The sequence below is a fragment of the Dyadobacter sp. HNCC25DJ187 genome (assembly GCF_056895255.1).
Map to the genome: position 1 here is coordinate 2,457,738 of NZ_JBXHAT010000001.1, position 26,670 is coordinate 2,484,407.

Sequence of the window (26,670 nt, forward strand, 5' to 3'; positions counted from 1 at the left end):
TTTATTTTTTCAATCAGTTAATTATCCCAGATAACTACTGATGCTCATAATATCTGCAAAAACACCGGATGCCGTTACCTCAGCACCTGCACCAGGACCTTTTATCACCAAAGGGCGATCCTTATACCGTTCTGTTGTAAACGAAACGATGTTATCACTTCCGGAAAGTGTGTAGAACGGATGAGATGCATCGACCGTTCTCAGTTCAACCACAGCTTTGCCATTTTCCAGCGTTGCTATATATCTCAGTTTTTCTCCCTGCGCTTCGGCATCTGCCTGAAGTTTCCCAAAATATCCGTCAGATACAATGAGTTCCTGAAAAAAATCTTCAACCGTAGGAGCAGCCAGGCAATTTTCCGGCAAAAGCTGGGCAACATGTACGTCTGTGGATTCCAAAGGAACACCTACCTCTCTGGCAAGAATGAGAATCTTTCTCGCCACATCCGCTCCGCTCAGATCTTCTCTCGGATCCGGCTCAGTGAAGCCTTTTACTTTTGCTTCTTTTACCACATCTGCAAACCGAATACCCCGCCCAAATGAATTAAAGATATAGGAAAGTGTTCCGGATAGGATTGCTTCAATTTTCAGAAACTTGTCTCCACTGGATATCAATCCCTGAATCGTATTGATGATGGGAAGGCCAGCACCTACGTTTGTCTCATATAGGAACTTAACACCACGTTTCAAGGCAGTTCGCTTCAACGCGGTGTACTCTGTATACGGGCCTGAGTTTGCTACCTTATTAGGTGTAACTACTGATATACTGGCTTCAAGCAGCATATTATAATATTGTACAATGTCCTTGTCCGAAGTACAATCTACAAATACACTGTTTGGCAGGTTGAGCTCGATCATGCGCTGTACAAATGCCGGAAGACTTGTTTTCACACCTTCGTCACTTACCCGATCCTTCCAATGCTCCGTGCTGATTCCATCCGGGTCCAGAAGCATTTTTCTGGTATTAGAAAGGCCTGCAATATTCAGATTCAGTAACTTTTCCTCACGCAGATAGTTTGTCTGATTTCTGATTTGCTCCAGCAATGTACTTCCAATTAAACCTACTCCCACGATAAACAGGTTCAGAGAGCGGGTCTCCGACTGGAAGAAAACGCCGTGAATAGAATTCAACGCTTTTGATAAATCACTTTTTGCGATCACAACAGAAATATTCAGCTCGGAAGATCCCTGTGCTGTTGCTACCACGTTGATACCGTTCTTTCCAAGTACAGAGAACAGCTTACCCGAAACGCCTGTACTCTTCTTCATCCCTTCTCCCACAATGGCAATAATGGAAAGGTTTTTCTCGATAGAAATACCATCTATATAACCCAGCGCGATTTCGTGTGAAAACTCTCTTTCAAGTACTTCTCTTGCGCGTTGCGCGTTTTTAGGATCAATAGAAAAACAAATGGAATGCTCAGAAGAAGCCTGCGATATCAATATCACGCTAATTTCGTTCATTGACAAAGCTGTGAACAAACGACCGGAAATACCTGCCACACCGATCATTCCACTTCCCTGAATATTCACAAGCGCAATTTCATCTATAGATGAGATGCCTGTAATTGCATAATCTTTTTTCTCTGCACCCTTTTGCACAAATGTCCCGATGAAATCAGTATTAAACGTATTTAATACTTTTAAGGGAATATTTTTAGCGAATGCAGGTTGCAGACTCGGAGGATATATCACCTTTGCACCAAAATGTGAAAGCTCCATAGCCTCCGCATAAGAAATAGATGGAATTGTAAATGCATTGGCTACTTTTCGCGGATCGGCAGTCATCATACCATCCACATCAGTCCAAATTTCAATTACAGTTGCATCAATAGCCGCACCGATAATGGATGCAGTATAATCAGACCCGCCACGTCCGAGCGTTGTCGTTACACCATCTGTTGTAGACGCTATAAAACCCGTCACACATTGTAACGAAGTAGTTTTTGCAAAATATTCAAGGATTTGCCGATTCGTAACTTCGAAGTCAACATCGCCCATTCCATAAGTTTCATTGGTATGAATCAGGTTTCGGGCATCGCAAAATTCAACATCAACACCTCTGCTTTTTAATATTTCGGAAATTACCAATGTTGATAACCTTTCACCGAAGCTCATAATAAGATCAAGCGTTCTTTCAGAAAGCTCACGTATCCACGATACACCACGAAGTATATCACCGAGTTCGTTGAAAAGTCCACGTACTGCAGCAAACGTACTGCTTTGATTTTTCACGTTGATCATTCCACGTACTATTGCGAAATGTCGTTCCTCAACCACTTTTAAAAACTCAATATACTCCGTATTCCCGGCAGCGGCCATTTTACCGATTTCGATCAGGCGATTGGTTACGCCCCCCATTGCAGAAAATACAACAGCTATTTTTTCGCCATTGGCAATGTTATTTTCAAGAATGTCTATTACAGTTTTTATACTATCAACAGTACCGACAGATGTGCCGCCAAATTTGAGAACCTTCATTTAACGTAATATTCGAATTTTCGCAGAATGAGAAACAAGTGGTTGTGAGCCACTTTCTTTAATTCTGCAAATATAACAATTCAAACGCCGTATCATCCATCACAAGTCTGAAAAGCAGCATGTACCTGTAACTCTGATAGCTCACAACAACTGCTCCAAAACAAAAAATGCCCTTTAATACACCTAAAACATATTATCTGATCCTTCAAAAACAAAAAAACGGAACAGCTTCCGCCATTCCGTTCAGAAAAAAAAATCAATCTTCACCTTAGAACATAATTCCAAAACCGGCGCCTACATTGGCAACACCTACAAATCGTTTTTCATTAATTGGAACACCCAGTTCAGGATAGTTGCCTACTTTCACACTGATCGCCACGTTTTTCAGTTCTGCTTCGGTTGCTAAAAAATCCCCTGACAAATGGAAATAGAGTGTATTCCCCAGTGGTAGCCTCAGACTGGCCCCGGCTCCTACACCCAGGTCTTTTGTCGACGCGGGACGAAGTGAAACAATCATATTATTCTGGCCAGATTCAAAAGTGCCGGTCATATTCACAGAAGGAGACGTAACCTGCACATAACCTGCCTGAACGTGTGCTTCCAACTGAACTTTATTCAAGTTGATATACAATGCCGGTCCGATCATGATGGCATTAAACTTCCATTTAGAAACGTCCGACTGCCAGGAATGACCTGATGTTTCATTGATAAGCGGCTTAATTTGTTCGACCGATTCATTTGCCCGCTCAATAATAGGCTCAGGTTTGGTTTTATTCAGATTCATACTTCCGGAAATTTTCATTCCGAACCATCTGGCGATACGAAAATCATAATTTACCTGCCCATAATAACCTGATCCCGTAAGACCTGCAAATGGATCATTGAGTCGCTCACGGGCGAGCTCACCAACCGGCAAACTATATCCCCCTGTTATAGAAAAAAAACTTCTGTTGTTGTTTTGAGCCATGCAATCCGAAGCAGCAAGCGTAAAAACAAAGCACAGTATTGTCAAACAATATTTCATAATCTGGTTTTTCAATTGTATTCAAAAGTGGCAGTCTGTGGAAACAGACCCCTAACGTAACACGAATCAAAATCATTTTAGTATACGTGTCTTTAAATACTTCGTAAAGGGAAATTTTATCAACACAATTTTATAAAAACATTTCAGGAATAATCAGAATCCACTTTGGTACAAAAATGGTAGAGACGATACCAGAACTAAATCATTAACGTCATGAACAGACAAGAAACAGATAAAGAAGCCAAAGCAACTAAAAACACGAAACATGTCTGGAAATGGATTTTAGGTGTCGGTGTTATACTGATGCTCATAGCATTTTGGGGAGGCTTCTTTAACCACGATGAAAACTTTAATGAATCAGAGACACCCGGCCAGACCACCGCACCAGCAGACACAATAGCCTCAGATACGGTAGGTAACGTCAAAGCGGATACGATCATGCAAAGTGTACGGGGTACGAAGTAGGAATACACCCATCATGGCAGCAGTGCCTCCCATAATATTTCAATAGGATGGAGTGAAATTCGTCCTGTTCCATCTTTAATCTGGTGACGGCAGCTTGTCCCGGAAGCAGCAATTATCACTTCTTCAGGCTGCTGTCGCACCGTTGGAAACAACACCAATTCCCCGATTTTCATGGATACCTCATAATGCTCTTCCTCATATCCAAAAGAACCGGCCATTCCACAGCATCCCGACGGTATCAGTTGAACATGGTAGTTTTCAGGTATTCCCAATGCCTTTTTTGATGCGGTCAGCGTAGATAATGCTTTCTGATGACAATGGCCATGCAGTTTAATCAACCTCTTATCAGTTTTGAAAGAAGTCCGGCTAATGCGCTTCTCATCCATTTCTCTCGCAATAAATTCTTCGAAAAGCATCGCATTGCGGGAAATATCAATGGCACTTTCTCTCAACTCTTCCGGTACCAGATCGATATATTCATCTCTGAAAGTCAAAATTGCAGAGGGCTCTATACCAATCAACGGCGTATCATAAGTAATAAGGTCTTTAAGCCCATTCACATTTTGAATTGCCAGGTTCTTAGCTTCTTTTAAAAATCCTTTAGACAGATACGAACGACCAGATTCCACATGCTCCGGAATAATTACTTCATAACCTAGCTTTTCCAGTAACTGAACAGCTTTTCTACCTATTTCTGCATCATTATAATTGGTAAATTCATCGCAAAAAAGGTAGAGCTTACGCGCATGGGGCTTAGGGCTTGGGGAAGTTCGTTTGGTATACCAGCTTTTGAGTGTAACATTATCCAGATGAGGCATAGATCGGTCTGGATGAAACCCAACCACTCTATTGACCATTTTTCTCAACACCGCATTTCCGAAAATTCCGTTGAACGCCCATGGCGCCAGCGAAGCTAATTTCATTTGTTTTGAGAAATTAGCAATCAATTTACTTCGTTTCGGGACTCCAAACTGTTCATGATATTGCTGGGTAAACTCAGCCTTCATTTTTCCCACATCCACACTGGAAGGGCATTCCGACTTACATCCTTTACAGGACAGACATAAATCGAGCACCTCTTTCACCATTTCAGGAGAAGTACTTTTCCTGGTATCCTCTGTCAGATATCTGCGGAGCATATTGGCACGGGCACGGGTTGTATCGCGTTCGCTACGGGTTGCCATGTAGCTGGGGCACATGGTTCCTCCGGTCAGCTCTGTTTTACGACAATCGCCTGATCCACTGCATTTTTCAGCCAAACGCAGCATACCTTCTTGTCGGGAAAAATCAAAATGGGTGGAAATTACAGGAGCTGGCTCATCCGCTTTATATCGCAGAAACTCATTCATCGGAGGCGTGTCTACAATCTTGTTGGCATTAAAAATACCTTTCGGATCCCAGATCCTTTTTACCTGACGAAACATTTCATAAACCTCCTCACCCATCATGTAAGGAATAAACTCTCCCCTCAATCTTCCGTCACCATGTTCACCAGACAGAGCCCCGTTGTATTTCTTCACGAGCTTGGCAGTATCGGCAAGTACGTCACGAAATTGCTGTTTCCCTTCAGAAGTTTTGAGGTTAATCATGGGTTCAACATGCAATTCTCCTGCTCCTGCATGCGCATAATAGGACGCCTGCAACCGATGTCTGGCTAAAAGAACCTCCAGCTCGGCTATATATTCCGGCAAGTCTTCGACTGCCACCGCACAATCTTCAATCAAATTTACTGGTTGTATATCACCCGGCAGATTGCGTATCAATCCTAACCCGGCCTTCCTGATATCCCACGCTTTTACAGCAGCTTCTCCAAACAGCAGTGGATAGGCATATCCAAGATTTTCTGTCTGTAGCTCCTGAATTAAAGACGATGCCTGTGCTTTGACTATATCCTCATCTGCTCCCCAGAATTCAACCATCAATAACGCTGCCGGATCACCTTCTATAAAAAAGCGATTCTGAGAATAAACAGTATGATCTTTAGTAAAGTCCATGATATACCTATCAACAAGCTCCGAGGCCTTAGGCTGATATTTCATAGCGACACGATTGGCATGCAGCGATTCTGCCAGGGAATTGGCGTGGATACATACCACTCCGACGGCAGGCGGCATTACATCTACAAGTCCTATTTTGGCCTCTGTAATAAAACAGAGCGTACCTTCAGACCCGGCAATCAGATTGCATAAATTGATATTACCTTTCTCAAAGTTGTTAACAAGCGCGTCCAGCGCATAACCTGAATTACGACGGGTTACGGAAGGCTTCGGAAACTGCTTTTTTATCAATTCCTGATCTATCGGATTAGATAACATGCCCCACATACCCGCAAGAATAGCCTGCTCCCGTTTCCCTGCCACATCACGGGTTGATACGCCCTTAGTATATTCCGCTACCGTATTATTTTTAAAAATGACTTCCGAACCGTCGGCAAGCAATGCTTTTACTTCCAGAAGATGATCACGCGTACTTCCCCAAGTAATCGAATGCAAGCCGCAGGAATTATTTCCAATCATCCCGCCAATCATGGCTCGACTGGCTGTTGAAGTTTCAGGACCAAACAACAGGCCATATTGAGCAAGCGTTTTATTAAGATCATCCCTTATTACACCTGGCTGCACCCTAACCCATTTTTCCTGCTGGTTCACTTCCAGAATGCGACCAAAGTGCTTCGAAATATCAACCACAATTCCATTTCCTACCACCTGACCGGCCAATGACGTTCCGGCAGCACGAGGTATCAGGGTTAGTTTCTGTTCATTCGCAAAAGTGATGAGCATTTTGATATCTTCTACGCTTTCAGGCAAAGCAACTGCCAATGGCATCTCCTGATATACCGATGCATCAGTCGCATAAATGGCCTTTTGAGCAGCATGAAGCGGAGAGTCGTCAAAATAAAACTCACCTTGTAGTTTACCTTGAAATGTACTGAATTGAAACTGTGATATACGGTTCATCTGGTGCTTGTCAATTGTAAGGTAAAATTACTCGAACGAAAGTTAAACCAACAGATTCAAACGATAGAAATCGTATACACATTGAAAATGTAGAATCATTTTGAATAAGTGTTATAAGCCCTATCGACCATGCCTTGCAGACCGATACGTATATTGGCACAGTTTTTACAATTTTCGTATCAATCAATTCAAACCAAACCGGTAAATCCATGAAACAGATATTTGCTCTGTTACTTTGTTTCCTCTGTCTGCAATCTTTTGCACAAAATACAGCTCATGTTACGATTGCTACACCTGCAAAATTTGAAGCCCAGGTTACACTTATACTTGAAGATGTTCACTTTCACCCCAATCTGGGCATAGGCCTCTCGGATGCTAAATTGGAAACAGTCGCATCTGTCAATCTGATGGAGACACTTAGTGAAAAAGTGTCAGTTACGATCAGTGAACCGAAAATGATGCGATTGCAGTTCAGTGGTGGTGGAGTGAATAAGACACGCATGCTTTTTATTCAACCGGGGGACGATCTGACAGCCACCTTTCCAGGTAATTCAGATGTGAATTTTACGGGTAATACTGCGATATATCAGACATTCCTGCAAAAACACTTTCTTGAAAACCAGTATCAATACCTTCCGGTATTCGGATATCGTCCGGCTCAAATTGAAAATAAAACAGTAGTACAGCAAAGCGACAGTCTGAAACAGGTACGCCTTACGGCTTTCCAACAATTCAAGTCTACCAACCCGAATACGTCGCCAGCATTTGAAGCATATGTGAATGCCACGACACAATCCGAATCAGCGGTGATCAGAAGACTGATTCAGGAGAAAATTATGAGAAGAAACCGGGTATCTCGTCTTGAGCCCGCTCAACAAAAAGAGCTCGAAGATTTTACCCTTTCAGAATTTAAACTTCTTTCGGATGACGCGCTTTTGAGCCAGTCTTACAGAGACGAGCTTCGCAATTGGATTTCCATTCCAACGTTAAGGAAGTACCCGCTTGCAGCATCCAGTAATTACGAAATGAGTGCAGATGCGATGAAGGAGGTTTTCGAGGTTAGTAAAAGTAAGTTGCAGGGCCACCCCAAACAGCAGTCCTATTTGTTAACCTACTGGCTTAATTACGCTGCTACCGCCCTGCCAAATACTGACGTAGCTAAAACGCTTCTGACTGACTACAAAGCTACTCTTCCTAATTCAGAATACTCGGACTATATTTCCAAACTTATTGCTACCAAAGAAACGCTTAAACCAGGCTCTTCCGCTCCAGAATTTACTTTACTGAATAGTGACAGTGCAGCAGTTTCGTTAAGCCAACTTAAAGGAAAGCCTGTTTGCATGGTATTTGCGTTCAGTATCGGGCAGCATGAGCCAGGTTTGAAAGCACTTGAAGAGAAGTACAAGGGCAAGGTAACTTTTGTTTATACCCTTATGACATCCGGTGTACCACTTCACACCTGGAAGCCATATGCTGCTGAAAGAGCTGATACTAAACATCTATGGGCATCCGAAGAGAACATTGATCTTTTGAAAGAGAAATATGCTGTAGATATCAGATATCCTTTCGTTGTTATTGATAGCAGCGGAAAAATTGTTGAACGCTGGATCCCACAGGAATTTCCGAATAATAAAACACTTGATGCCACTATTCAAAAAGCACTATAATTGTCCAACAAGATTAATATTCAGTTAAAATAGCTGTTATTGAACAACTTTTGTATGTCTGGTGTGTTTTTAAACGATACACCAGACATCAATTACATGAAATTTTCAGCCCTTATGGGTCTTATTCTAAGCCTGTATTCCATCTCAGGTTTTTCTCAAATTTCTCCACCCGGATTAGACGATACCAATATTGCAACCTGGGCGGCATTAGGTTTCAGCCAGCAATTAAATCCCAAATGGACACTAACCGCTTATCTTGGAGGAGCCCGGGTCAGTAATCCAGACAGCTGGTTCCCTTTGAAAAAGCAGAGTATTGCTGTATATAATCACGAATTTCAATATAAATTCAACCCGAAATGGCAGGCATCACTTTGCAGCAGTATCCGCCTCCAAAATAAGTACGAGGAAGAATTCCCGTACAAAGCGGCACTTCAGGCTTATCGCTGGGAAATCAGGTATTACGGTAGAGTTTACCGGAAGCAGCAAATTGGCAAATGGAGTATGACTTACTCCTTCAGGCCAGAGTTTCGTACTTTCTATTCCCCGGACTGGGCACCATCACCTATACCAATAGAGCTTAGATTCAGATTGAAAGCCCAGGCAAGTATTCCGCTCAATACGGCAAAATCTAACTTTTTATTGGGTGCCAATGAGTTCCTATCAACTGTAGATGAGTATACGTTGAATACGCCTGCAGGTCGTGAACATGAATGGAGCAACTATCAGTTTACCGAGGACAGGTTATCTGTATATTTCCGGCATGTGTTTAAAGAACAGGATGTAATACTTGATTTGGGTGTCATGGAACAATTTAAAACCGGCAGCGATTTTGACGCAGTCTCCTATGTAGCTTTCGACTTACTTATTCAAAATCCGTTTTCAAGAAATCACTAGACATAAAAAAAGAGGCAATGTTTCCATCGCCTCTTAGTAATTATGAACCTTACTTACGACTGTACGTATCCAGTGTTGCCTGTGGAAAAGTTCTCAGGATATCTGCCATGGTATTTTTGATCATGGCATCCCTGTCATCTTTCTTGGAAGGTGCTTTCACCTTACCCGATGCCCAGCCCTGCCAGATCATCTTCTCCGTACTTTTCTGATAGATATTCAGAATAAAGCGACTTTCCTGATAGTTGTAGGTAGAGATATTGTTCCCGCCTCCATACCACCACATATAGGGTGAATACATGTTATTAGAGCGTACTTGCTGCCGGTCTTTTACGTCAGTCATAAATCGAACGACGATCTCCGGACTATTTTGGTCCAGCGTATATCCCTTCGCTTTCATCACTTCTACCACAGCGTCACCAAGCCGCCTTCTGTTCAACTCGCTTCCCAGAAGTGGATCTTCTTCCATGGTGCGTTCAGATTCTACTTTGAAAGTTTTAAACTGTTTCAGGTTAACTGATGTATCGTGATCGTAGCTCACTTGCAGAGCCTGACTGCAAGCCATAAACAGTATCCCCGCCACAACCACCACCAAGGCGGATTTTGTCAACTTCACTATGTTTTTCATGCTGATGTTATAATTATTGGTTTAACAATTATCTGACACTTTCCGAGGGTAAATGGTTTAAATACGGAAAAAGATATTTATAGAACTTACAACAAATGCTGTTCGTATACCAGTTCGGAAATTTATTTTAACCTACTCCCTGAATGCTGATGATTACGCAACTCATTCTGTTTGTGTTGCATAAGAGAGGACTGTGAACGGATGCGATCCGACATTAAAAAAGGTACAGGAATAGTGCAGCGTAGTTAGATAACAAAAAATGCAATGGAACGATCACTTACGTCCATTGCATTTATATCAAACCAGGCAACTCGGGTTTTATCTAAACATTTCTATAGTCAGGGTGTTTGTAAGGATTCCGATAAGCACGTGCCAACAAGGCAGTAGCTTCTTTATCTCCTACCACCTCTTTTTTTGCAGGGTCGTACACCAGTGCTCGACCGGTTTTCATGGACAAATTAGCCAGAATACAACTTGCGGTCGATATATGTCCCTCTTCAATGTCTGCTACAGGCCGTGAACTATTGTCAATAGCACTCAAAAAATCAAGCATATGAAGCCGCGTTGCAGGTGCTGCATTGAGCTCAATTCTATCCTCCTTTACATCCTCAGGATACTTTTCTTTTTCATATACCACATCTTTATGAATTTTTTCTCCCTTGCCTTGGGGGATGAAATCATAGGACATCGTACTAGCCCAGAGGGTCCCCTTTTCTCCATACAAAGTAAAAGACCATGGATAATCCGGATTGTTAGGCGTTCCCCACGTCCGGTGCTGCCATACACAATTCAACTCAGGATATTCGAACACAGCCGATTGGGTGTCAGAAATGTTCGATTTCCCTTCTTTCTGCACGTATATACCGCCTTGGGAGCTGATCTTCGCAGGCCAGCCGAGTTTCAGCATCCATCTCACTGTATCAAACATGTGTACACACATATCGCCGGTAATACCATTTCCGTACTCCATAAATGTACGCCACCAGCGAATGTGCGGAATGTCGTCATAAGGCCTGAGCGGTGCAGGCCCGGTCCATCTTTCGTAATCCAGAAAATCAGGAACGGGTTTTACAGGAGGATTTCCGTTGTTACGCATGTGATAGTAGCAACACATTTCTACATGTGAAATCTTACCAAGCAATCCGGCATCGACAATGTTCTTTTTTGCATCTATCAAATGCGGCGTGCTTTTTCGCTGCGTACCCACCTGCACTACCTTCTTATACTTTCTTGCTGCAGCCACCATGGCCTCTCCTTCCATTACATCCACACTTATCGGCTTCTGAACGTACACATGTGCGCCTGCTTTCACGGAATCTATCATTTGTAGCGCATGCCAGTGATCCGGAGAACCAACCAGGACAATGTCCATTTCATTTTCTGTGAGCATTTTATTGTAATCGGCATACAGCCTGGGAACCTTCCCCGACTTTTGTCGCTGGCTCACCAGTTTACCTGCCTCATTCAGTTGGTTTTTATCAACATCGCAAAGCGCGACAACCTCCACCGGCACTACCTGAATCAGTCTGAAAAGATCACTTTTACCATACCAGCCAGTTCCTATAAGTCCGACTCTGAACGGTTTTGCCGGATTGATCAGATCCATCCCTCTTGCTCCGAAGGCAGACAATGCCAGAGAAGCCGTAGCGCCATACATGAACTGACGGCGGTTGATATTAAATGTATTCATGCTAGGTCGTGTGATTGGTTTGGGAATAAAAAATGCAGCCGGAATACCAGCTGCATGTAAAAGAAAATTCGGATGTCGGTTTACTAATGTTCCATACTGATTCACCAAATCGTGATGTACCGATCTACACATAAACTACCTCACTTACAACCTTTTATCCAAAATCAAAATTTATCAATCCTACCTACTCTCTTTGAGACCCGTCATATACAGATCATATCCACCTTTTCCACCAGGGCGGTCAGACGAAAAAATCATTAAAGGATAATTGAAATGGGTTAGTGACGGCAAAATGGGTCTATACTCATTATGCCGGGTGTTGATCCGGCTCCCGGCATTGACAGGCTTAGACCATTTCCCGGATTCCAGCATGGAATAATAAATATCGTATCCTCCCTGTCCGCCCGGCCTGTCTGAAACGAAAACAAGTGTATTATCATACAAGTAGGGGCATTTATCATTAAAGGGACTTGACAACTCTTCCACTTTTCTCAATTGGTAATTTTCAGGAGAAACCAAACTTTCTACCGTAAGCCGTTCTGCCTCTGTTCTGGGAACAGACAGTTCATAAATATCAAAGTTACCATCACGGTTAGAGCAGAAGTATATTTTATCTCCATAGTGAGAAAAACTGGGGTATCCATCATCTTTAGGGGAATTGAGCAAAGTAAACTTTTCAGGACCATGAATACCGTCTTTATTACTACGAACATATTTGATCTCCATGTTTCCTTCAGAATCATCTGCATAGAATAGAAGTAGGTCGTCAACCCCACCCTGATAATATTCCAAATCGTTTTTAAAGGATATCACCTTAGGACCAAATAAGTTGAAGTTCCCGTTAGCACGTGATATTAAAAGTGGAACTGAGCTGTAATCTCTAAAGTAGTTTAAATGCATTCCACCATTATACTTTTTTAAGCCCAGACGCTTATCATACGTAAGCTCTGCATTAAAGTGCACCAAGTTAAAAACATCCTTTTTATCTCTTTTAGACGAAAAAGTAAGATGCGTTTGCCCCATTTTGTTGTAAGGCAAATCTGAATTGTAGTCATCAAATTCAGAGTTAAATTCATCCAGATTGATCACATCTGATAAAAACTTTCCCGCTTTGTTCTCCAGGCCAATGGGGAAACAGCCATTTAAAAGGAACAACGAACCTAGTAAATATAACTTTTTCATAGTGTAGGGCGAAGTTTAAACTTGTTTTGAGATTGTAGACCTGAAACTATATGACACTTACATACCTTCAAACATGAAATTATCTCAATAGGTATCCTTAAACCGGTTCACAACCAGATAATTCACTTTACCATCCTGCATCATAATTTCTACATGCTCGTAGCGCTTCGGCTCTATGATGTAACGGAAATACCACTGGGGAGATTGAGTCATCAATGGATCATATTGCGAAGCCAGCTCCTTCGTGAAAAGAGAAATCCGTTCAAATTTATTAGCATAAGAGCTCTTGTCCTTAATTCTTACCAGTTTACTGTACAAAGCACTGGACTGATCACCCACACGAACAGAACTTAATGCATTTTCTTTTGATGGCCATTGAGAGAGCTGTTTCCCGTTATTGAGATATATACTTTTTACCTTGCCATCTTGAAAACTGATCTGTATGCCAGAATCTGTCCCTTTTTGTTCATCCAGTAAAATAGATTGGTACAAATGTATCCTATCATCCAGCTGGCTGAGATCCGAAAAAACATTACCTACCACATGCACATACTGTAAATTCTTTGTTTCCTGAATGCCTTGAAGCGCAGTATAAACGTTTTCGGCGTCAGCGTTGACTTTCACTCCAAGATGTCCTCCGGTTTTGATTGTGTCACTGCTCACGAGCATTTGAAACACAGGCTCCACGATAATTTCCGGTTCTAACGAATTTTCATTCAGGCATCCCGTTCCTAAAAATGTAAGCGAAACAATGGCAGCAAGTACTGTATTTTTCATGTATTCAATATTTAAGGAAGTAATAATACAGAGATGCTGCAATACGCAAATTAGTTGTAACCGATCATGCTTTTTTATAAAGGAACTTTTGAATTTGATAGTCTACAAAGGTTAGATAAAACTTGGATTGAATTCGATTCAAGTTTTATACCATTCAATTTCAGTATGGTATGAGAAAAGTGGTTCGAATCCCTGCATCTCCACAACTCCCAAATCAGTTTCAATTTTAATGTGGTATGATTGAGGCTATCGTACCGTTTAAATTGTTTTTACTTAATTAACTATTTCAATTCCAATATGGTACGATTGAAGCCATTTGGCGCGGCTGGATTCGCCTGCTGAGTGGTGATTTCAATTCCAATATGGTACGATTGAAGCTAAAATAGATGCTTATCTAAAACAGTTACCTATTCTAGATTTCAATTCCAATATGGTACGATTGAAGCGCAATCGGGGCAATAGCACATATCACGCAGTCTTGATATTTCAATTCCAATATGGTACGATTGAAGCATTGGATACGCTTATCAGTGTAGTTCAGGCGAAGATATTTCAATTCCAATATGGTACGATTGAAGCCGGATGGATTTGTATCGTTTCGCGGCAAAGCAATTGCATTTCAATTCCAATATGGTACGATTGAAGCCTCACCTGGCTTTTGTATGCAAAATTTAGGAAGCGACATTTCAATTCCAATATGGTACGATTGAAGCAAAAACATGGGTACCGTATATTCAATACCCATGTATATTTCAATTCCAATATGGTACGATTGAAGCACAATCTGGTTATCAGGCGCGGATTATACCCGTCGTATTTCAATTCCAATATGGTACGATTGAAGCTTCCAAGAAAAACAAAGGTGGAACCCGTTTTCGAAGAATTTCAATTCCAATATGGTAATTCCATAACAATTGTTGCCGGTCTTTTACGGGTTTTAGGCTTAATCTTAAACGCATCTGATAGCGGTGGGTGGTTGCATCCGCATTTTAGCACTTTATTTGCAAATTATTAAACAAAATAAATTCAAATTATTAAACGGTTACATAACAAAAAAAGATGCATCGCTGCACCTTTCTGAATCTTCTTGTTTTTACTACAGTAGCATTGTGCTATCTCTGTTCATGCTGGTTTTCATTCCGGATAAACAGATTACAGTCATCACGAACCTGTCCACTCCACACCGGTATCTTTCCAGCTCCTTGAATTAGCCGAATTAATAACGGCTTCGCATACTTTCTGGGTTTCCAGGGCGTCTCTAAAAGTCGGAGCACAATCTTTGCCGGTTTGCAGACTTTCAAAGAAATCAGCAGCCTGGTGAATAAAGGAATGTTCGTAACCAATACTTGTTCCCGGAATCCACCATCTTTTCATATAAGGCTGATCGCTATCTGTAACCAATATGGATCTCCAGCCACGAACAACCGAATCGTCGTTATGGTCAAAATATTCCAATCGGTTCAGATCATGCAAATCCCAGCGAATGGAGGCATGTTCACCATTAATTTCGAAAGTATATAGTGCTTTATGGCCACGCGCATAGCGGGTAGATTCAAATAATCCTAACGAACCATTATCGAAGTGACAATGGAAGATAGCCGCATCGTCAATCCCTACCTTCTGAACCTGTCCGCTCTCGGAGTGAACACGTTCTTTGATGAACGTTTCAGTTACAGCAGATACGTCCTTAATACCGCCATTGATCCACATGGCCGTATCAATACAATGCGCAAGCAAATCACCCGTCACGCCAGAGCCTGCGGCATCCACATCCAATCGCCAGGTTGCAGCACCCCCTTGTGGCACATCCGGACTAATCGTCCAATCTTGCAGAAAGTTAGCACGGTAATGAAAAATACGCCCCAGCTTCCCTGAATCGACAATTTGCTTAGCCAATGTAACTGCCGGTACCCGACGGTAGTTATACCAAACTGTATTTTTAACCCCTGCTTTTTCCACAGCGTCTACCATGGTTTGTGCTTCTGCCAATGTCCTGGCCAATGGCTTTTCACACAGGATCATTTTCCCTGCTGCCGCTGCTGCAATCGCGATTTCAGCATGTGTATCGTTAGCTGTACAGATATCAACCGCATCGATATCATCTCTGGCAATGACTTTTTTCCAATCGGTCTCATATGATTCATAGCCCCATTGTTCTGCGAAGGCTTTTGCTTTCTCCGCATTACGTGAGCAGGCCACTTTTAACACCGGTGTATATTCCAGTTCAGGAAAAAAATTGGCTATTCTGTTATATCCGTTGGAATGCGTTCGGCCCATCAGTCCGGTTCCGATCAGTCCAATTCTGATTTCTTTTTTAGTCGACATATGTTTTTATGCTATCGGCCATCAGCCGGGCGGCGAACCGCAGTCGGCTTTCGGCCTTTTTATCAATAATAAATTTGATAATACTACGATTCCTGATACCAGCCGTGCGCCTGACGTACTTTTACCATCGCAGCCAGAATATCATTCCATGTTTGCTGATCTTCCATCACCGAATTCGGGAACATGCAACCATCCCAACAGATATGACGGAAAGCTTTGGTCAGTTCACCGTTTTCGTCACGCAGCCAGTAACCGGCGTCATGTGTAATATCCAGTTTTCCGTTAGGATCTGTTGCCAGACAATGGCGGCCCGTCTTATCATGAGAGCCGGTACCATGCACCGTACCATCATTTTGAGCTACGTGAAAATCGAAAGTATACGGACGTAACTTTGCGGTCATTACTTTTAGTCCTTCCTCCAAAGCGGCACGATCCTCCCACCGAAAATCCAAAGGCAGAATGCGATCTTCCGGACTATTGTATCCCAGTAGATAAAGAAAAGTATGAGACATATCAGCCTGGAAACCCATATTAGGGCGGTCCACTGCTTTCATCGTTTCAATCATAGTTCTCCAGCTCTGCATACCTCCCCAGCATATTTCTCCCTCGGCCGCAATCTTTTCACCAAAGTCGGCAGCCACATCACAAGCCCGACGAAAAGTTTCAGCAATTTGCTTGGTATTACCCGATGGATCCGCCGCCCACCTATCGGGCGACACGGCTGAATCAACACGTATTACACCACCGTGACGTACGCCTGCCTCACGCAGTTGCTGACCAAAAACACATGCTTTATGAACCTGCTCTACAAACTCATCACGGGATTCTTTACTACCCATCGCAGAGCCTGCCCACACGTTCGCAACAAGACTTCCTATTTCAAGATTGTAGCCACGTACCTTATCAGCAAGCCGGTATGCACCATCTTCGCTATTCAGATATGGACCAATATGCTCGTCAAAAAGTCCGATATCGACGCCATCAAATTTTACACCGTCTACTTCGGCAGCGGCAGTTTTTGCTAGTAATGTATCAAAAGGAATAATGGGTTCGGAATCTGAACCTTTGCCCACAATACCCGGCCATGTGGCATTGTGCAGCTTTGGATAATTATTTTCTGGCATGGATTAAGAGTTTATGAGGTTTAAAATTGCAGTCGGCTTTCAGCAATCAGCTTTCGGCAGTCGTAAAAAGCCGCTTGCTGACGGCCGAAAGCCGACAGCTTACAATACCAGATCCGGATTTAACGGACCAAAGTGTTTTAAAATCACAATCGGATCATTCGCCGACGGGTTGCTGATGACAACGCCTTCTTTCGCCGCTTTTTCGCTTACGAAGAATTCGTCGTTTGTCAACTGTCCGTAGCGGATCAAAGCAGGTGTTTCAATATCCCAAACGCCCAATTTTCCATGACCCTGCATCACGATCATTCCGTAAGCAGCTGCATCCGTAATGGTAACTGTCTGTCCTGGAAGAATTGTAAGTTCTTTGGCGCTATAAGCTTCGTTTTTATAACAAATCCAGTTTTCGCTATATCCTTCTGCCTCCATCTCGGCAACATCTTTTACCGGTTTCGGACGCATGAAATGCTTTTCCATCAAATTAGGATTTACATTCAAATCCCAGTCGATCACTTCCATTAACAGATCGTAGTCTCCGATTCTGTCTTCCGGCGTTCCTTTCCAAAGCAATTCCTCCGGGATAACCGCTTCGTTGACAAGCGATTGATACATCGCGAAAATATCAGATGCTTTCTGAGGCTCATAGGTACACAAACTGCCAGGTGCATGCAACATGCCAGGAGGTACATCCCAGCCTGTACCAGGCTCCAGACGAAACGCCTGCGAGTAGTTTGTAATCTTATTATCACCCTTGGTGAAGTTCATCAGACATTCCTTGATCTGCTCTTTCGAGGTACCGGGAGCTATACCAATGAATGTGTATGGAAAATCGCCACCATGGTTATTGAGTTGCGGAGGGAAATAATATGCTTCCGGCTTTCCGTTCTGCCCCACCATAGCAGCATGCTCATCTCTGTGGTGAATATGATGAGGCAATGGACCCATATTATCAAAAAATTTGGAATACATCGGCCAGCTTTGATATTCATTCCAAAGACGATCACCAATAATTTCGCCTTTCAGCTCACTTACTGCATCTCTCAATGTCACTTTTTGAACACCTGATTCATCTTCAAAAACGATCTGGCTCAAACCTTCATTTTCGCCGGTAAGCGGCCCGTTCTCAGCCGGGGTGGTTGAAGACAGCCAACGTTCATCAATACCTCCACGCTCTCCACCTAACACGTAATAATCATCAGGATGCAATTTTATTCTGCGACCAGGTACACAAAACGAACGCGGCACCCAGGTTGGCGCCAAACGCAATATTCCTTTTCCCTGTTCTAATGCCTTTTCGGCTATACTTGAAAGTCCCATCGGTTAGTTTTGAAATTTGGTTTAGTTATAAATTTTAATCTTAGTTTTTGACAAGTTTTATTGCGGTGCGATGCACCTTGTATTTTGCTTCAATAACTACTTTTCTACAAATCCTTCGGTGCTCTGCACCTGGATTAAGATGGCGCAGAGCGCCGTAATATTTGTAGAAAATTTAGAGCATCTCAATTTCATAAGGTGCAGCGCACCGAAATAAATTAAACTACCCCGGTCAGCTAATTATAGCTGATTAAAAAATCATTGATCTCTCCTTCATCCACAATCACCTCCAGCTCCACGTCATATTCCCGTTTTTCTCCCGGTTCAATAAAAATCAAGGTCCCGTCCTCACGGGCTTTTGCCTGTCCTGAGAGCGGATGTGTGCTTGGCTCCAATCCCGTAACGTATTCGCCTTTGCCCCAATGCTGCCAATTGGCAAACCAGGGTAGCTGCTCTTTTTTGAACTTCATAGACAAGGCAAGACCCAGTTTAGAATTGTAAAGGCCTGCAACACTGTCCCCAAAAATATCCGCCTCAATATCTACCAAAACAACTTCTTCACCCGTTCCCAGGTGAGAATCAATCGGACCGGGGCACTTTTTAAAATCATTACCTTCTCTGAATATCTTTGCATTTTCTTCTCCATGACGAGGAAACCACTTACCATTCCAAAGTAAGTCCGTTCCTTCATCTACAAGAGGATATCCAAAATTGAAATGATACAGCAACATGTGAGGTGCCGCTGTATTAGCCTTATTAACCACCTCATCATGAATACGGATGGTCGCTTTACCAAGCGTCGCCGAAATCGTTCTTTTCAGTTCCAGACTTGGACCAAATGGTTTTGTTTCTCTGATGATGCTGGTAATGCTCATTTCCAGCTGTCCTGTTCTTGGATCAGGCTGAATAATAGAAATTACTTCCGCAGGGGTATTGCTGATCAGACCATGTAAACCTCTGTCACCAAACTCGTCGGATTCAGGGCCACCTACATGGGAAAGCCCGCAGGTTGTTAGTAAGCCACCACCGAAGGTTCTGAGCCAATCGATGCCTTTATCAGCAAATGGTTGCGGATACGTAATACCTCCATGACTCAGCCATGCCAGACTATGTTGATTATAAAAAGCATCGGCAATATCCATCGCGCGATCGATCACGACCTTGAAACGGAGTCCGGTACCGGTATTAATCCAGGCAATTCTGGTTCCCCTTCCCGCTCCATTATCGATCACCGAAGTTTCAATACCACCCAATTGCGCATGATTCGAAACCTTGTCTTTCCAATCCTGATTTGTTGAATCCGCCCCCTTCATAATTTTGTATTAATTAAGAATATTATCCAAATCAAAAAAGGCCGCAAACCGGCTTATTTAATCACTTTTTTGTAATAAACACCTTCAAACCTTAAATCAGACTCCCCTTTGTCAGATCAATACACAACCTATCGCAAACTGCTTCACTATACAATGCTTCAAGCTATTTTATTTATCCTAATGCTCCAATAACCAATCCCGAACTCTTTGATTAAAATCCGCTGTATTTTCAAAATGGAAAGCGTGCCCCAGTTTTTCATATAAAAAAAGCTCCGCTCCGGGAATTCCATTTGCTACTTCTTCTGCCATCCATACGGGGGTAAAAATATCTTCTCTTCCGCCGATCACCAATGTCGGTTTTTGAATTTTGTTCAAATCATCCAATGCATTGTGGTTGATACATGCAGCTGCCTGACCTTCCAATCCATGTAAAGGCTGAGGAAAAGAACCAAAAGCATCCTGGTTTCTTCCCTTTTCAAGGTCGGCGTGCTTTTCGGTATGATCCCACGATGATTTGGAGAATATGAGCAGTTGAATATATAAGCTAAATTCCTCGGGACGAAACCGCGCTTTGGCATTCATAATATGTTGAAACAACCCTTTCGCATAATTGTCGCAACGTGCCCATGGACACATTAAAACCAGTGAATGCACTTTATCAGGATGTCGAATCGCCAGTTGCTGAGCAATGGTACTGCCCATCGAACATCCCACAACCTTAACTTTTTCAACCTGAATGGCATCCAGCAAACCAGCATAATCGTCTGCCATTTGTTCAGAAGAATAAGGTCCGGCAGGTTTGTCACTCATCCCCACACCGCGGTTGTCACCAATAATGCATTTGAAATGATGCTGCCAATCGGCCAAATGTACATTCCAAACTGAGCCCGGAGCGGTGATACCCATGATGAGCAGCAGGGGTATATCATCAGTAGATTTTCCTGATCCACGCAGTTCGTAATGCAGCTGTATTCCGTTGGTTTTTACTGTTGGCATATTAATTTGGGCAATCGGCTTTCGGCAATCGGCCGTCAGCATAGATGATAGCTATTCTATTTAGGGATCATGTACTCTATTGTAAGGCACAATCTGCGACTTCTCGATTATCAACAGCCAATAGCTGACTGCCGACAGTCGAAATTCATCTCAATCCCGGAATCAAATCCTCCTGAATCCATTTTCCGTCATGTAATGTGACAAAGTCAGGATCTTCCAATGCTTCTTCGCCCTCATCTTCACAAATGATCCAGCCTGAATAATTGATATCTTTAAGCCATTGCGTTACACCCAAAAGATCAACTTTCCCTTTACCCATCAAAGCGAATTCCGGATCACCGTTCCAATCCTTGAAATGAACATGGTTGATCAGCGACTGGTATTCCTTCATTTTAGTCAAAGGATCCATACCTCCGTTAATGATATGTCCTACATCCGGTGTCCATCCTGTTACAGTGGCATCGAGGGATTCAAGCACGATTTTGTAATCTTCCTCCGTTCTGATAATAGATGAATGGGGAGAGTTGGGGTGATAGCTGCAAGGTATTCCCTTATCCGCTGCCCTTTTGGAAACAGCATTTACAATGTTGATCAGGTTTTTTTGGCGCTGTTCAATATCATGGCGTCCGGAAGGAATCTGCACAGTATTCAGCACCGCACCAGGAAACCGTTCCAGCAGCCGGATTGCATGATCAGCCACCTTTTTCTCCTCCTCTGTTTCTTCCGGATTATTCCAATCCTGTGCAAGAGCCAGTGCGGCCAGCTCAATACCCTGTTCTTTCAGTTTCGCTTCCAACAGATCCGGATCAATCAGATCACCCATCCATGTAAATATAGGTTGAATGCCGGTGAAGCCTGCTTTTGCAATTATTTCGATCATGTGCCCCAGGCGTCCCTCATGGGTAGTGCCATTTCCGCTCATGAACCATGTATATACCTCTGAACCGAATTTGAATGGTAGCATAGCTGTTAACAGTTAGCGATTAGCTGTTAGCTAATCCGTTCCTAAATTCTATATTCCTAACTATTGTTATTCCTAACTATCGTTCAGTCCGCATAAAAATGCGTCCAGACCGAATTCTTAATTCTTAATTAAGCCCGTGCTTCAAACTCATTTCACGGATAAACGTATAGCCATTTTCGGCAATGTCCCAGGGATCAGAGAATTCGCGCCAAACACCGATTGCATTAGCAAAATCTGGATCATTTCTTGAAAAAGCTTCAATGGTAAGCCAGCCCTGATAATTGATTTTGGCCAGACCTGCAAACGCATCATCCCAAAGTACCTGACCATCTCCGGGTGTGCCCCGGTCATTTTCGCTGATATGAACATGCGCAAGAATCGGCGACAAGGTATCTAATGCAATACCATAGTTCTTCTCTTCGATATTGGCATGATGTGTATCAAACATAGCACGTACATTCGGATGATTCGCTGCTTTCACCAGTTTGGTCAATTGTTCAGCTGTATTGCACAGGTAGCATTCAAAACGGTTCAAAGCTTCAAGAGCAAATGTGATATTCGCTGTGGCAGCATACTCAGCTGCTGCATTCAGCACTTCGCCTGCCAGCGCATATTCCCGATCTTCTGCAGGACGGTTTACAAAAACAGTATGAGCGGAATGAAATGGGCCACAGATAATTTTGGCATTTAGCGCATGCGCCCGATCAATTCCCCATTTGATCTTATCCAGTGCCTTTGCCCGCACTTCCGAAGAATCACTGATCGGATTCTCCTCAGCACCCAGCGTCATTACTGCGGTTGTTTCCAGTCCGGCATCGCTCGTATACTTTCCCATGCGCTGATAAGCTGAGAGTTCTGGTGCACCCAAGTAAAACTCCACTCCATCATATCCAATGGCTTTCAACCTGTCGATCACAGGAAACAGATCATCAGAAACAGCCGCCGTCCATGCTAAAACGTTAAATCCTATTTTATTCATTTTTGTATCTGTGAGCTATTCGCGGACAGCCAATAGCCCAACGTTATATTATCAATAAACTACTGCTTGATGCGGATGTCTTTATATTCAACCTTCATCGGCGGGCCAACATGAACCTGTATACCCATATAGCCTTTTGCTTTTCCATTCACTGAGTCGTTGTCTGTTACATCGCTCATCAAAACTCCATTGATATAGTGCTGAAGACGATTGCCTTTGGCTACAATATGAAAGTCATTCCAGTCTTCACTTTTGATTTTTGTTTTCAATTCATCCGATGTCCCCAATGAGCCCGTAACCGTTCTGCCCAGCCATGCATTGTTTTTCAGATTGGCCTTGAATGCTTCCGGAGATTTGTCTGTAGGGTTATTTACCGTTACAATTTCACCTCGGTATCCCAGCGTTGTTCTTTTACGCTCTTCATAATTCTGACCTGTATAGCGAATCCCGCCGTCAATATCCGCCTGATAACCTTTTAAAGCATTAGGCACATCAGCCACTTTATCACTTCTGTAATTAATACCTGAATTTCCCTTCTCGGTTATTTTGAAAGATCCTTTCAATTCAAAGTCACCAGGTTCTCCACCTTGCCAAACCACAAATGAGTTCGTCTTCAGCAATGTTTCAGGAGTGATCTCCCCCACCAGATTGCCATTTTCCACACGCCAGTATTTTGTATCGCCATCCCAGCCTTTCAAGGATTTACCATCAAAAATATTGACAAAGCCTTTTTCCTTCTTTTGAGCAATGCAAGAAGCCGAAAGCACAACAGCAATAACTACACCTGCCAGGACTTTACTACATAGACAATTCATTTTTGAAAGCATTTTTATAGTTTTTAGACTTTTGAATGTTTGATTACCCTTATTCTCAGACAGCCTTATGAACGAGTCACGCTCTTAGCACACTCCAAAAAGATGAAAATAATATCCAAAAATTCTTAATATTATCCATCATACTATCCTGTACTAACCTGCTTTTTTTGAATTAAAGGTTTAATTATTATTGCAAAACCATTTTCTACGGGATCAGATCCTTACTTTTTAACCAACTGACACACCTTCCAAACCATTCATCAAACGGTGGGTAGGTAGAAAAACCGTGCTCACCCTTGGAATAGATATGCATTTCTGCTGATACACCCTGTTTAAGCAGATTTTCATAAAAGACAACGCTGTTCATTACCGGAACCACCAGATCAGTACCTGCATGTATAAGAAACGTAGGTGGCGTATTTTTGGAGATATGGTATTCGTTGGAAAATAGTCTGATCTTATGCTGAGAGAGATCCGGGCCGATCAGATTCTGACGCGAACCGGTATGCCCCAAACTATCTGTGAAACTGATTACCGGATACACCAGCAACATAAAATCAGGCCTCAGACTGGTTTTTCCTTTGTTTTCAATATAGTCTTTGTCGAAGTGAGTGCCGGCAGTGGCAGCTAGATGACCGCCTGCCGAAAAGCCCATGATACCAATTTTATCAGGATTAACATTCCATTCTTTTGCGTTCGCACGTACGGTTTTGATAGCCTGCTGTGCATCTTGTAACGGACCAATGGATTTGTCATGCATCGTTCTGTCGTCAGGTAGTCTGTATTTGACAACAAATGCTGTTACACCCAGGGAATTGAATTTCCTGGCCATATCACTGCCTTCTCTTTTCATCACCAGTGTGCGATAGCCACCTCCGGGAAAAATGATTACGGCAGTGCCATTGGCAATTGCTTTAGGTGGAAGGTACACGGATATGGTGGGCACCGATACTTTGAAAGCCAGTGAGTCTCCTCCCGGTTTCGTCTGGATTTCTTCCAGATTATCGGCATCTTTTGCATTTGGAACTGTCCCGGGATATAATGGTTTCTGTGCTAAAATAGTACTGCCGGAAAAGCAGATGAAAGCAACAAGAAAAAAAATAGGTTTCAAATTCCTGATCATAGTATACAAACCAGACTTTTAACAACGTCTGACCTTATCCCTTAAAGGATACACAGGTGTAAGTCTACCATATAAAAAATGGGATTCGAATTGAATCGAACCCCATTTATCCGGTTAATACTGAACCTTGCCTGTTAGTTATTCACAGCCTGGTGCATGTCTCTGTATTTTTTAATCAAATCATGTGAATTTTTCAACGATGATTTCTGATCTGTAATAATCTGACGAATGTTTACCGGCAGATTTGCATCTGTAGCAAGTGCATCTTCATATGCTTCCTGAGCAGCATCTTCACCATACTCACAACTTTCAAGTACGGATGTTCTGTCATGACCTGTGAAAGTGGCTTTGATGTCCATCCATACACGGTAGATTTTACCTGAGTTAGTTGTTCCCGTAGCTACCTCACCTCCAAGGCTTATAACTTCTCTGCTCAACTCTGCTACATTATCCCGGCTTTCATTAGCCATTTTCTGGAACATCCCTCTAAGGTCCAAATCTATATCCTTAACTTCCTCAAGTGCTTTTTCATAACCGTCAATACGGTCATTATTTATTTTAATAAGGTCATTTAGTACCTCTACAAGATTTTCATTGGTTTCCATAACAGTGTTGTGTTTTGATGTAAGTAGTTAATTCTACACCTAATGCTTAAAAGCCTGTGCCATTCTAATCCGGTTCTAAAAAATCCAGCTTAACACTTCGTATATGTTGCTGTAATCATACAATTTGTGACGTATATGATTCAGAAATTCTTCACATACGGGATTGATTGGCCAACAACTTTCGAAGTGACTGTTCTGTAGCAGTTAAATGATTCGCCTCAGGTAAGTCTTTGTTCATATACCTTTTCAGCTTGTCTGTTTCGTAAGCCCGGAAAACAGCGGGATGGACGTAGTATTTTTTACAAACCGCTCTTGTATTCCCTAAATGAGCGGCAACTACATCCAAACATGCGTTAATTGTGCGGGTATATTGACGCTGCGAAGTGCTTGGTTCCTGAATAGATAAATATTCAAAAGCGGTTACAGATCCCATCCATGTTCTGAAATCCTTTGCGGAGTAATCCCCACCCGTATGCGACTGAATATAATTATTTACCTGGGTCGCATTAAGCGAACAACGTGAGCCCGAGTCTGTGACATATTGAAAAAGTCTGCGGCCAGGCATCTCCTTGCATTGCTGAACCAAACGGGCAAGCTGCTGATCACGCACTACGATGTCTTGTTTAATTCCCTTCTTACCTGTGAATTTGAATCGGATGCTTTTTCCTTTTATTGTTGTACAGCGCGCATCTAATGTAGTCAGCCCCGAAGAGCCATGCCTGATCTTGTACTGTTCGTTACCGACACGAATACAGGTTTTATCCATCAAACGTATCACAAGGGCCGACACCTTTGCCAGGTTATAATCCCTTTTTCTCAGGTCGCTTTCTACCTGGGCTCTCAAATCGGGCAGAACTTCAGAAAATGACAACAAACGATAATACTTCGTTTCGTTACGGATCTGATTCCAGAAAGGATGGTAACGGTATTGCTTTCTTCCTGCTTCATCCACACCCGTAGCCTGCAGATGCCCTTCAGGGTCTTTACTGATCCAGACATTTTTCCAGGCAGGCGGCAGCACGAGTGCTTTGATTCTCTTAAGAATTCGCTGATCGCGGCACCGTTCTCCTTTTTGATTTACATAAAAGAAACGGGGCGTTTTACCTTTTCTGACATAACCTGCAGCTCCTGCTTTTATATAATTCAGTCCTGCTGCACCAGCCGTGAGCTCGGGATCTTTCTTGATTTTTTTAATGATTCGCGCCGTTATTGCCGGGCTCTCGGGTAGTATTGCTGCAAGTGGTGATGAAGACATGGTTCTGGTATCGAAATGTGTGATCGTGCTGTTGATACTAAACCGATACCAGATACAGTCAAATTAACAAAGACAGCCCCAGACTATATTTTTCAGCATTC

21 protein-coding genes and 1 CRISPR repeat array are annotated in these 26,670 nt (G+C 42.7%); of the genes, 3 read left to right on the plus strand and 18 right to left on the minus strand.

Annotated features, from left to right (window positions below):
- Positions 1 to 21 precede the first annotated feature (21 nt).
- Both thrA and AC1XUE_RS10320 read right to left on the minus strand, forming a co-directional pair.
- Positions 22 to 2,478 (minus strand): bifunctional aspartate kinase/homoserine dehydrogenase I, encoded by a 2,457-nt coding sequence (gene thrA, locus AC1XUE_RS10315; RefSeq protein ID WP_483355848.1) that lies wholly within the window; start codon positions 2,476 to 2,478, stop codon positions 22 to 24.
- Between the two features lie 268 nt (positions 2,479 to 2,746).
- Complete coding sequence (locus tag AC1XUE_RS10320; RefSeq protein ID WP_483355849.1) at positions 2,747 to 3,502, minus strand: hypothetical protein; 756 nt, start codon at positions 3,500 to 3,502, stop codon at positions 2,747 to 2,749.
- A gap of 213 nt (positions 3,503 to 3,715) precedes the next feature.
- On the opposite strand from AC1XUE_RS10320, the gene AC1XUE_RS10325 reads away from it, so the two are divergent.
- On the plus strand, positions 3,716 to 3,967 hold the full coding sequence (locus tag AC1XUE_RS10325; RefSeq protein WP_483355850.1) for a hypothetical protein: 252 nt from the start codon (positions 3,716 to 3,718) through the stop codon (positions 3,965 to 3,967).
- Positions 3,968 to 3,978: 11 nt separating this feature from the next.
- Here AC1XUE_RS10325 and AC1XUE_RS10330 read toward each other — a convergent pair whose 3' ends face one another.
- Positions 3,979 to 6,924 carry an FAD-binding and (Fe-S)-binding domain-containing protein gene (locus AC1XUE_RS10330; protein ID WP_483355851.1) on the minus strand — a complete coding sequence of 982 codons (2,946 nt, stop codon included), beginning with the start codon at positions 6,922 to 6,924 and terminating at the stop codon, positions 3,979 to 3,981.
- Between the two features lie 209 nt (positions 6,925 to 7,133).
- On the opposite strand from AC1XUE_RS10330, the gene AC1XUE_RS10335 reads away from it, so the two are divergent.
- Together AC1XUE_RS10335 and AC1XUE_RS10340 are read left to right on the plus strand one after the other, a co-directional pair.
- The gene (locus tag AC1XUE_RS10335; RefSeq protein WP_483355852.1) at positions 7,134 to 8,591 is read left to right on the plus strand and encodes a TlpA family protein disulfide reductase; all 1,458 of its coding nucleotides are present in this window, start codon (positions 7,134 to 7,136) and stop codon (positions 8,589 to 8,591) included.
- Between the two features lie 96 nt (positions 8,592 to 8,687).
- Positions 8,688 to 9,485 carry a DUF2490 domain-containing protein gene (locus AC1XUE_RS10340; RefSeq protein ID WP_483355853.1) on the plus strand — a complete coding sequence of 266 codons (798 nt, stop codon included), beginning with the start codon at positions 8,688 to 8,690 and terminating at the stop codon, positions 9,483 to 9,485.
- Positions 9,486 to 9,534: 49 nt separating this feature from the next.
- On the opposite strand, the gene AC1XUE_RS10345 is transcribed toward AC1XUE_RS10340, so the two are convergent.
- From AC1XUE_RS10345 to AC1XUE_RS10415, 15 genes are all read right to left on the minus strand, one after another.
- The gene (locus AC1XUE_RS10345; protein ID WP_483355854.1) at positions 9,535 to 10,110 is read right to left on the minus strand and encodes a DUF4136 domain-containing protein; all 576 of its coding nucleotides are present in this window, start codon (positions 10,108 to 10,110) and stop codon (positions 9,535 to 9,537) included.
- Positions 10,111 to 10,432: 322 nt separating this feature from the next.
- Positions 10,433 to 11,800, minus strand: a complete 1,368-nt coding sequence (locus AC1XUE_RS10350) for a Gfo/Idh/MocA family protein (RefSeq protein ID WP_483355855.1) — start codon at positions 11,798 to 11,800, stop codon at positions 10,433 to 10,435.
- A gap of 180 nt (positions 11,801 to 11,980) precedes the next feature.
- Entirely contained in the window at positions 11,981 to 12,982 is a 1,002-nt protein-coding gene (locus AC1XUE_RS10355; RefSeq protein ID WP_483355856.1) for a TolB family protein, read from the minus strand.
- An 84-nt stretch (positions 12,983 to 13,066) separates the two neighbouring features.
- Positions 13,067 to 13,759, minus strand: coding sequence for a hypothetical protein (locus AC1XUE_RS10360; protein ID WP_483355857.1), 693 nt, complete (start codon positions 13,757 to 13,759; stop codon positions 13,067 to 13,069).
- Between the two features lie 217 nt (positions 13,760 to 13,976).
- Positions 13,977 to 14,604: direct repeats of the CRISPR family, unit length 30 nt; unit sequence ATTTCAATTCCAATATGGTACGATTGAAGC.
- Between the two features lie 316 nt (positions 14,605 to 14,920).
- Positions 14,921 to 16,084 (minus strand): Gfo/Idh/MocA family protein, encoded by a 1,164-nt coding sequence (locus tag AC1XUE_RS10365; RefSeq protein ID WP_483355858.1) that lies wholly within the window; start codon positions 16,082 to 16,084, stop codon positions 14,921 to 14,923.
- Positions 16,085 to 16,167: 83 nt separating this feature from the next.
- Entirely contained in the window at positions 16,168 to 17,208 is a 1,041-nt protein-coding gene (locus AC1XUE_RS10370; protein ID WP_483355859.1) for a sugar phosphate isomerase/epimerase family protein, read from the minus strand.
- A gap of 99 nt (positions 17,209 to 17,307) precedes the next feature.
- On the minus strand, positions 17,308 to 18,522 hold the full coding sequence (locus AC1XUE_RS10375; RefSeq protein ID WP_483355860.1) for a hypothetical protein: 1,215 nt from the start codon (positions 18,520 to 18,522) through the stop codon (positions 17,308 to 17,310).
- A gap of 233 nt (positions 18,523 to 18,755) precedes the next feature.
- Positions 18,756 to 19,832: an aldose 1-epimerase family protein gene (locus tag AC1XUE_RS10380; RefSeq protein WP_483355861.1), complete on the minus strand. Its 1,077-nt coding sequence runs from the start codon at positions 19,830 to 19,832 to the stop codon at positions 18,756 to 18,758.
- Positions 19,833 to 20,009: 177 nt separating this feature from the next.
- Positions 20,010 to 20,828: an alpha/beta fold hydrolase gene (locus AC1XUE_RS10385; RefSeq protein WP_483355862.1), complete on the minus strand. Its 819-nt coding sequence runs from the start codon at positions 20,826 to 20,828 to the stop codon at positions 20,010 to 20,012.
- A 145-nt stretch (positions 20,829 to 20,973) separates the two neighbouring features.
- Entirely contained in the window at positions 20,974 to 21,792 is an 819-nt protein-coding gene (locus AC1XUE_RS10390) for a sugar phosphate isomerase/epimerase family protein (RefSeq protein ID WP_483355863.1), read from the minus strand.
- 124 nt (positions 21,793 to 21,916) lie between these two features.
- Positions 21,917 to 22,771: a sugar phosphate isomerase/epimerase family protein gene (locus tag AC1XUE_RS10395; protein ID WP_483355864.1), complete on the minus strand. Its 855-nt coding sequence runs from the start codon at positions 22,769 to 22,771 to the stop codon at positions 21,917 to 21,919.
- Positions 22,772 to 22,830: 59 nt separating this feature from the next.
- Positions 22,831 to 23,586 (minus strand): 3-keto-disaccharide hydrolase, encoded by a 756-nt coding sequence (locus AC1XUE_RS10400; RefSeq protein ID WP_483355865.1) that lies wholly within the window; start codon positions 23,584 to 23,586, stop codon positions 22,831 to 22,833.
- Between the two features lie 205 nt (positions 23,587 to 23,791).
- A complete protein-coding gene (locus tag AC1XUE_RS10405) occupies positions 23,792 to 24,709 on the minus strand; it encodes an alpha/beta hydrolase (RefSeq protein WP_483355866.1) in 918 nt (305 codons plus the stop codon).
- 134 nt (positions 24,710 to 24,843) lie between these two features.
- Positions 24,844 to 25,314 carry a ferritin-like domain-containing protein gene (locus AC1XUE_RS10410; protein ID WP_483355867.1) on the minus strand — a complete coding sequence of 157 codons (471 nt, stop codon included), beginning with the start codon at positions 25,312 to 25,314 and terminating at the stop codon, positions 24,844 to 24,846.
- A 151-nt stretch (positions 25,315 to 25,465) separates the two neighbouring features.
- The gene (locus AC1XUE_RS10415) at positions 25,466 to 26,569 is read right to left on the minus strand and encodes a DNA topoisomerase IB (RefSeq protein ID WP_483355868.1); all 1,104 of its coding nucleotides are present in this window, start codon (positions 26,567 to 26,569) and stop codon (positions 25,466 to 25,468) included.
- Positions 26,570 to 26,670: the final 101 nt, after the last annotated feature.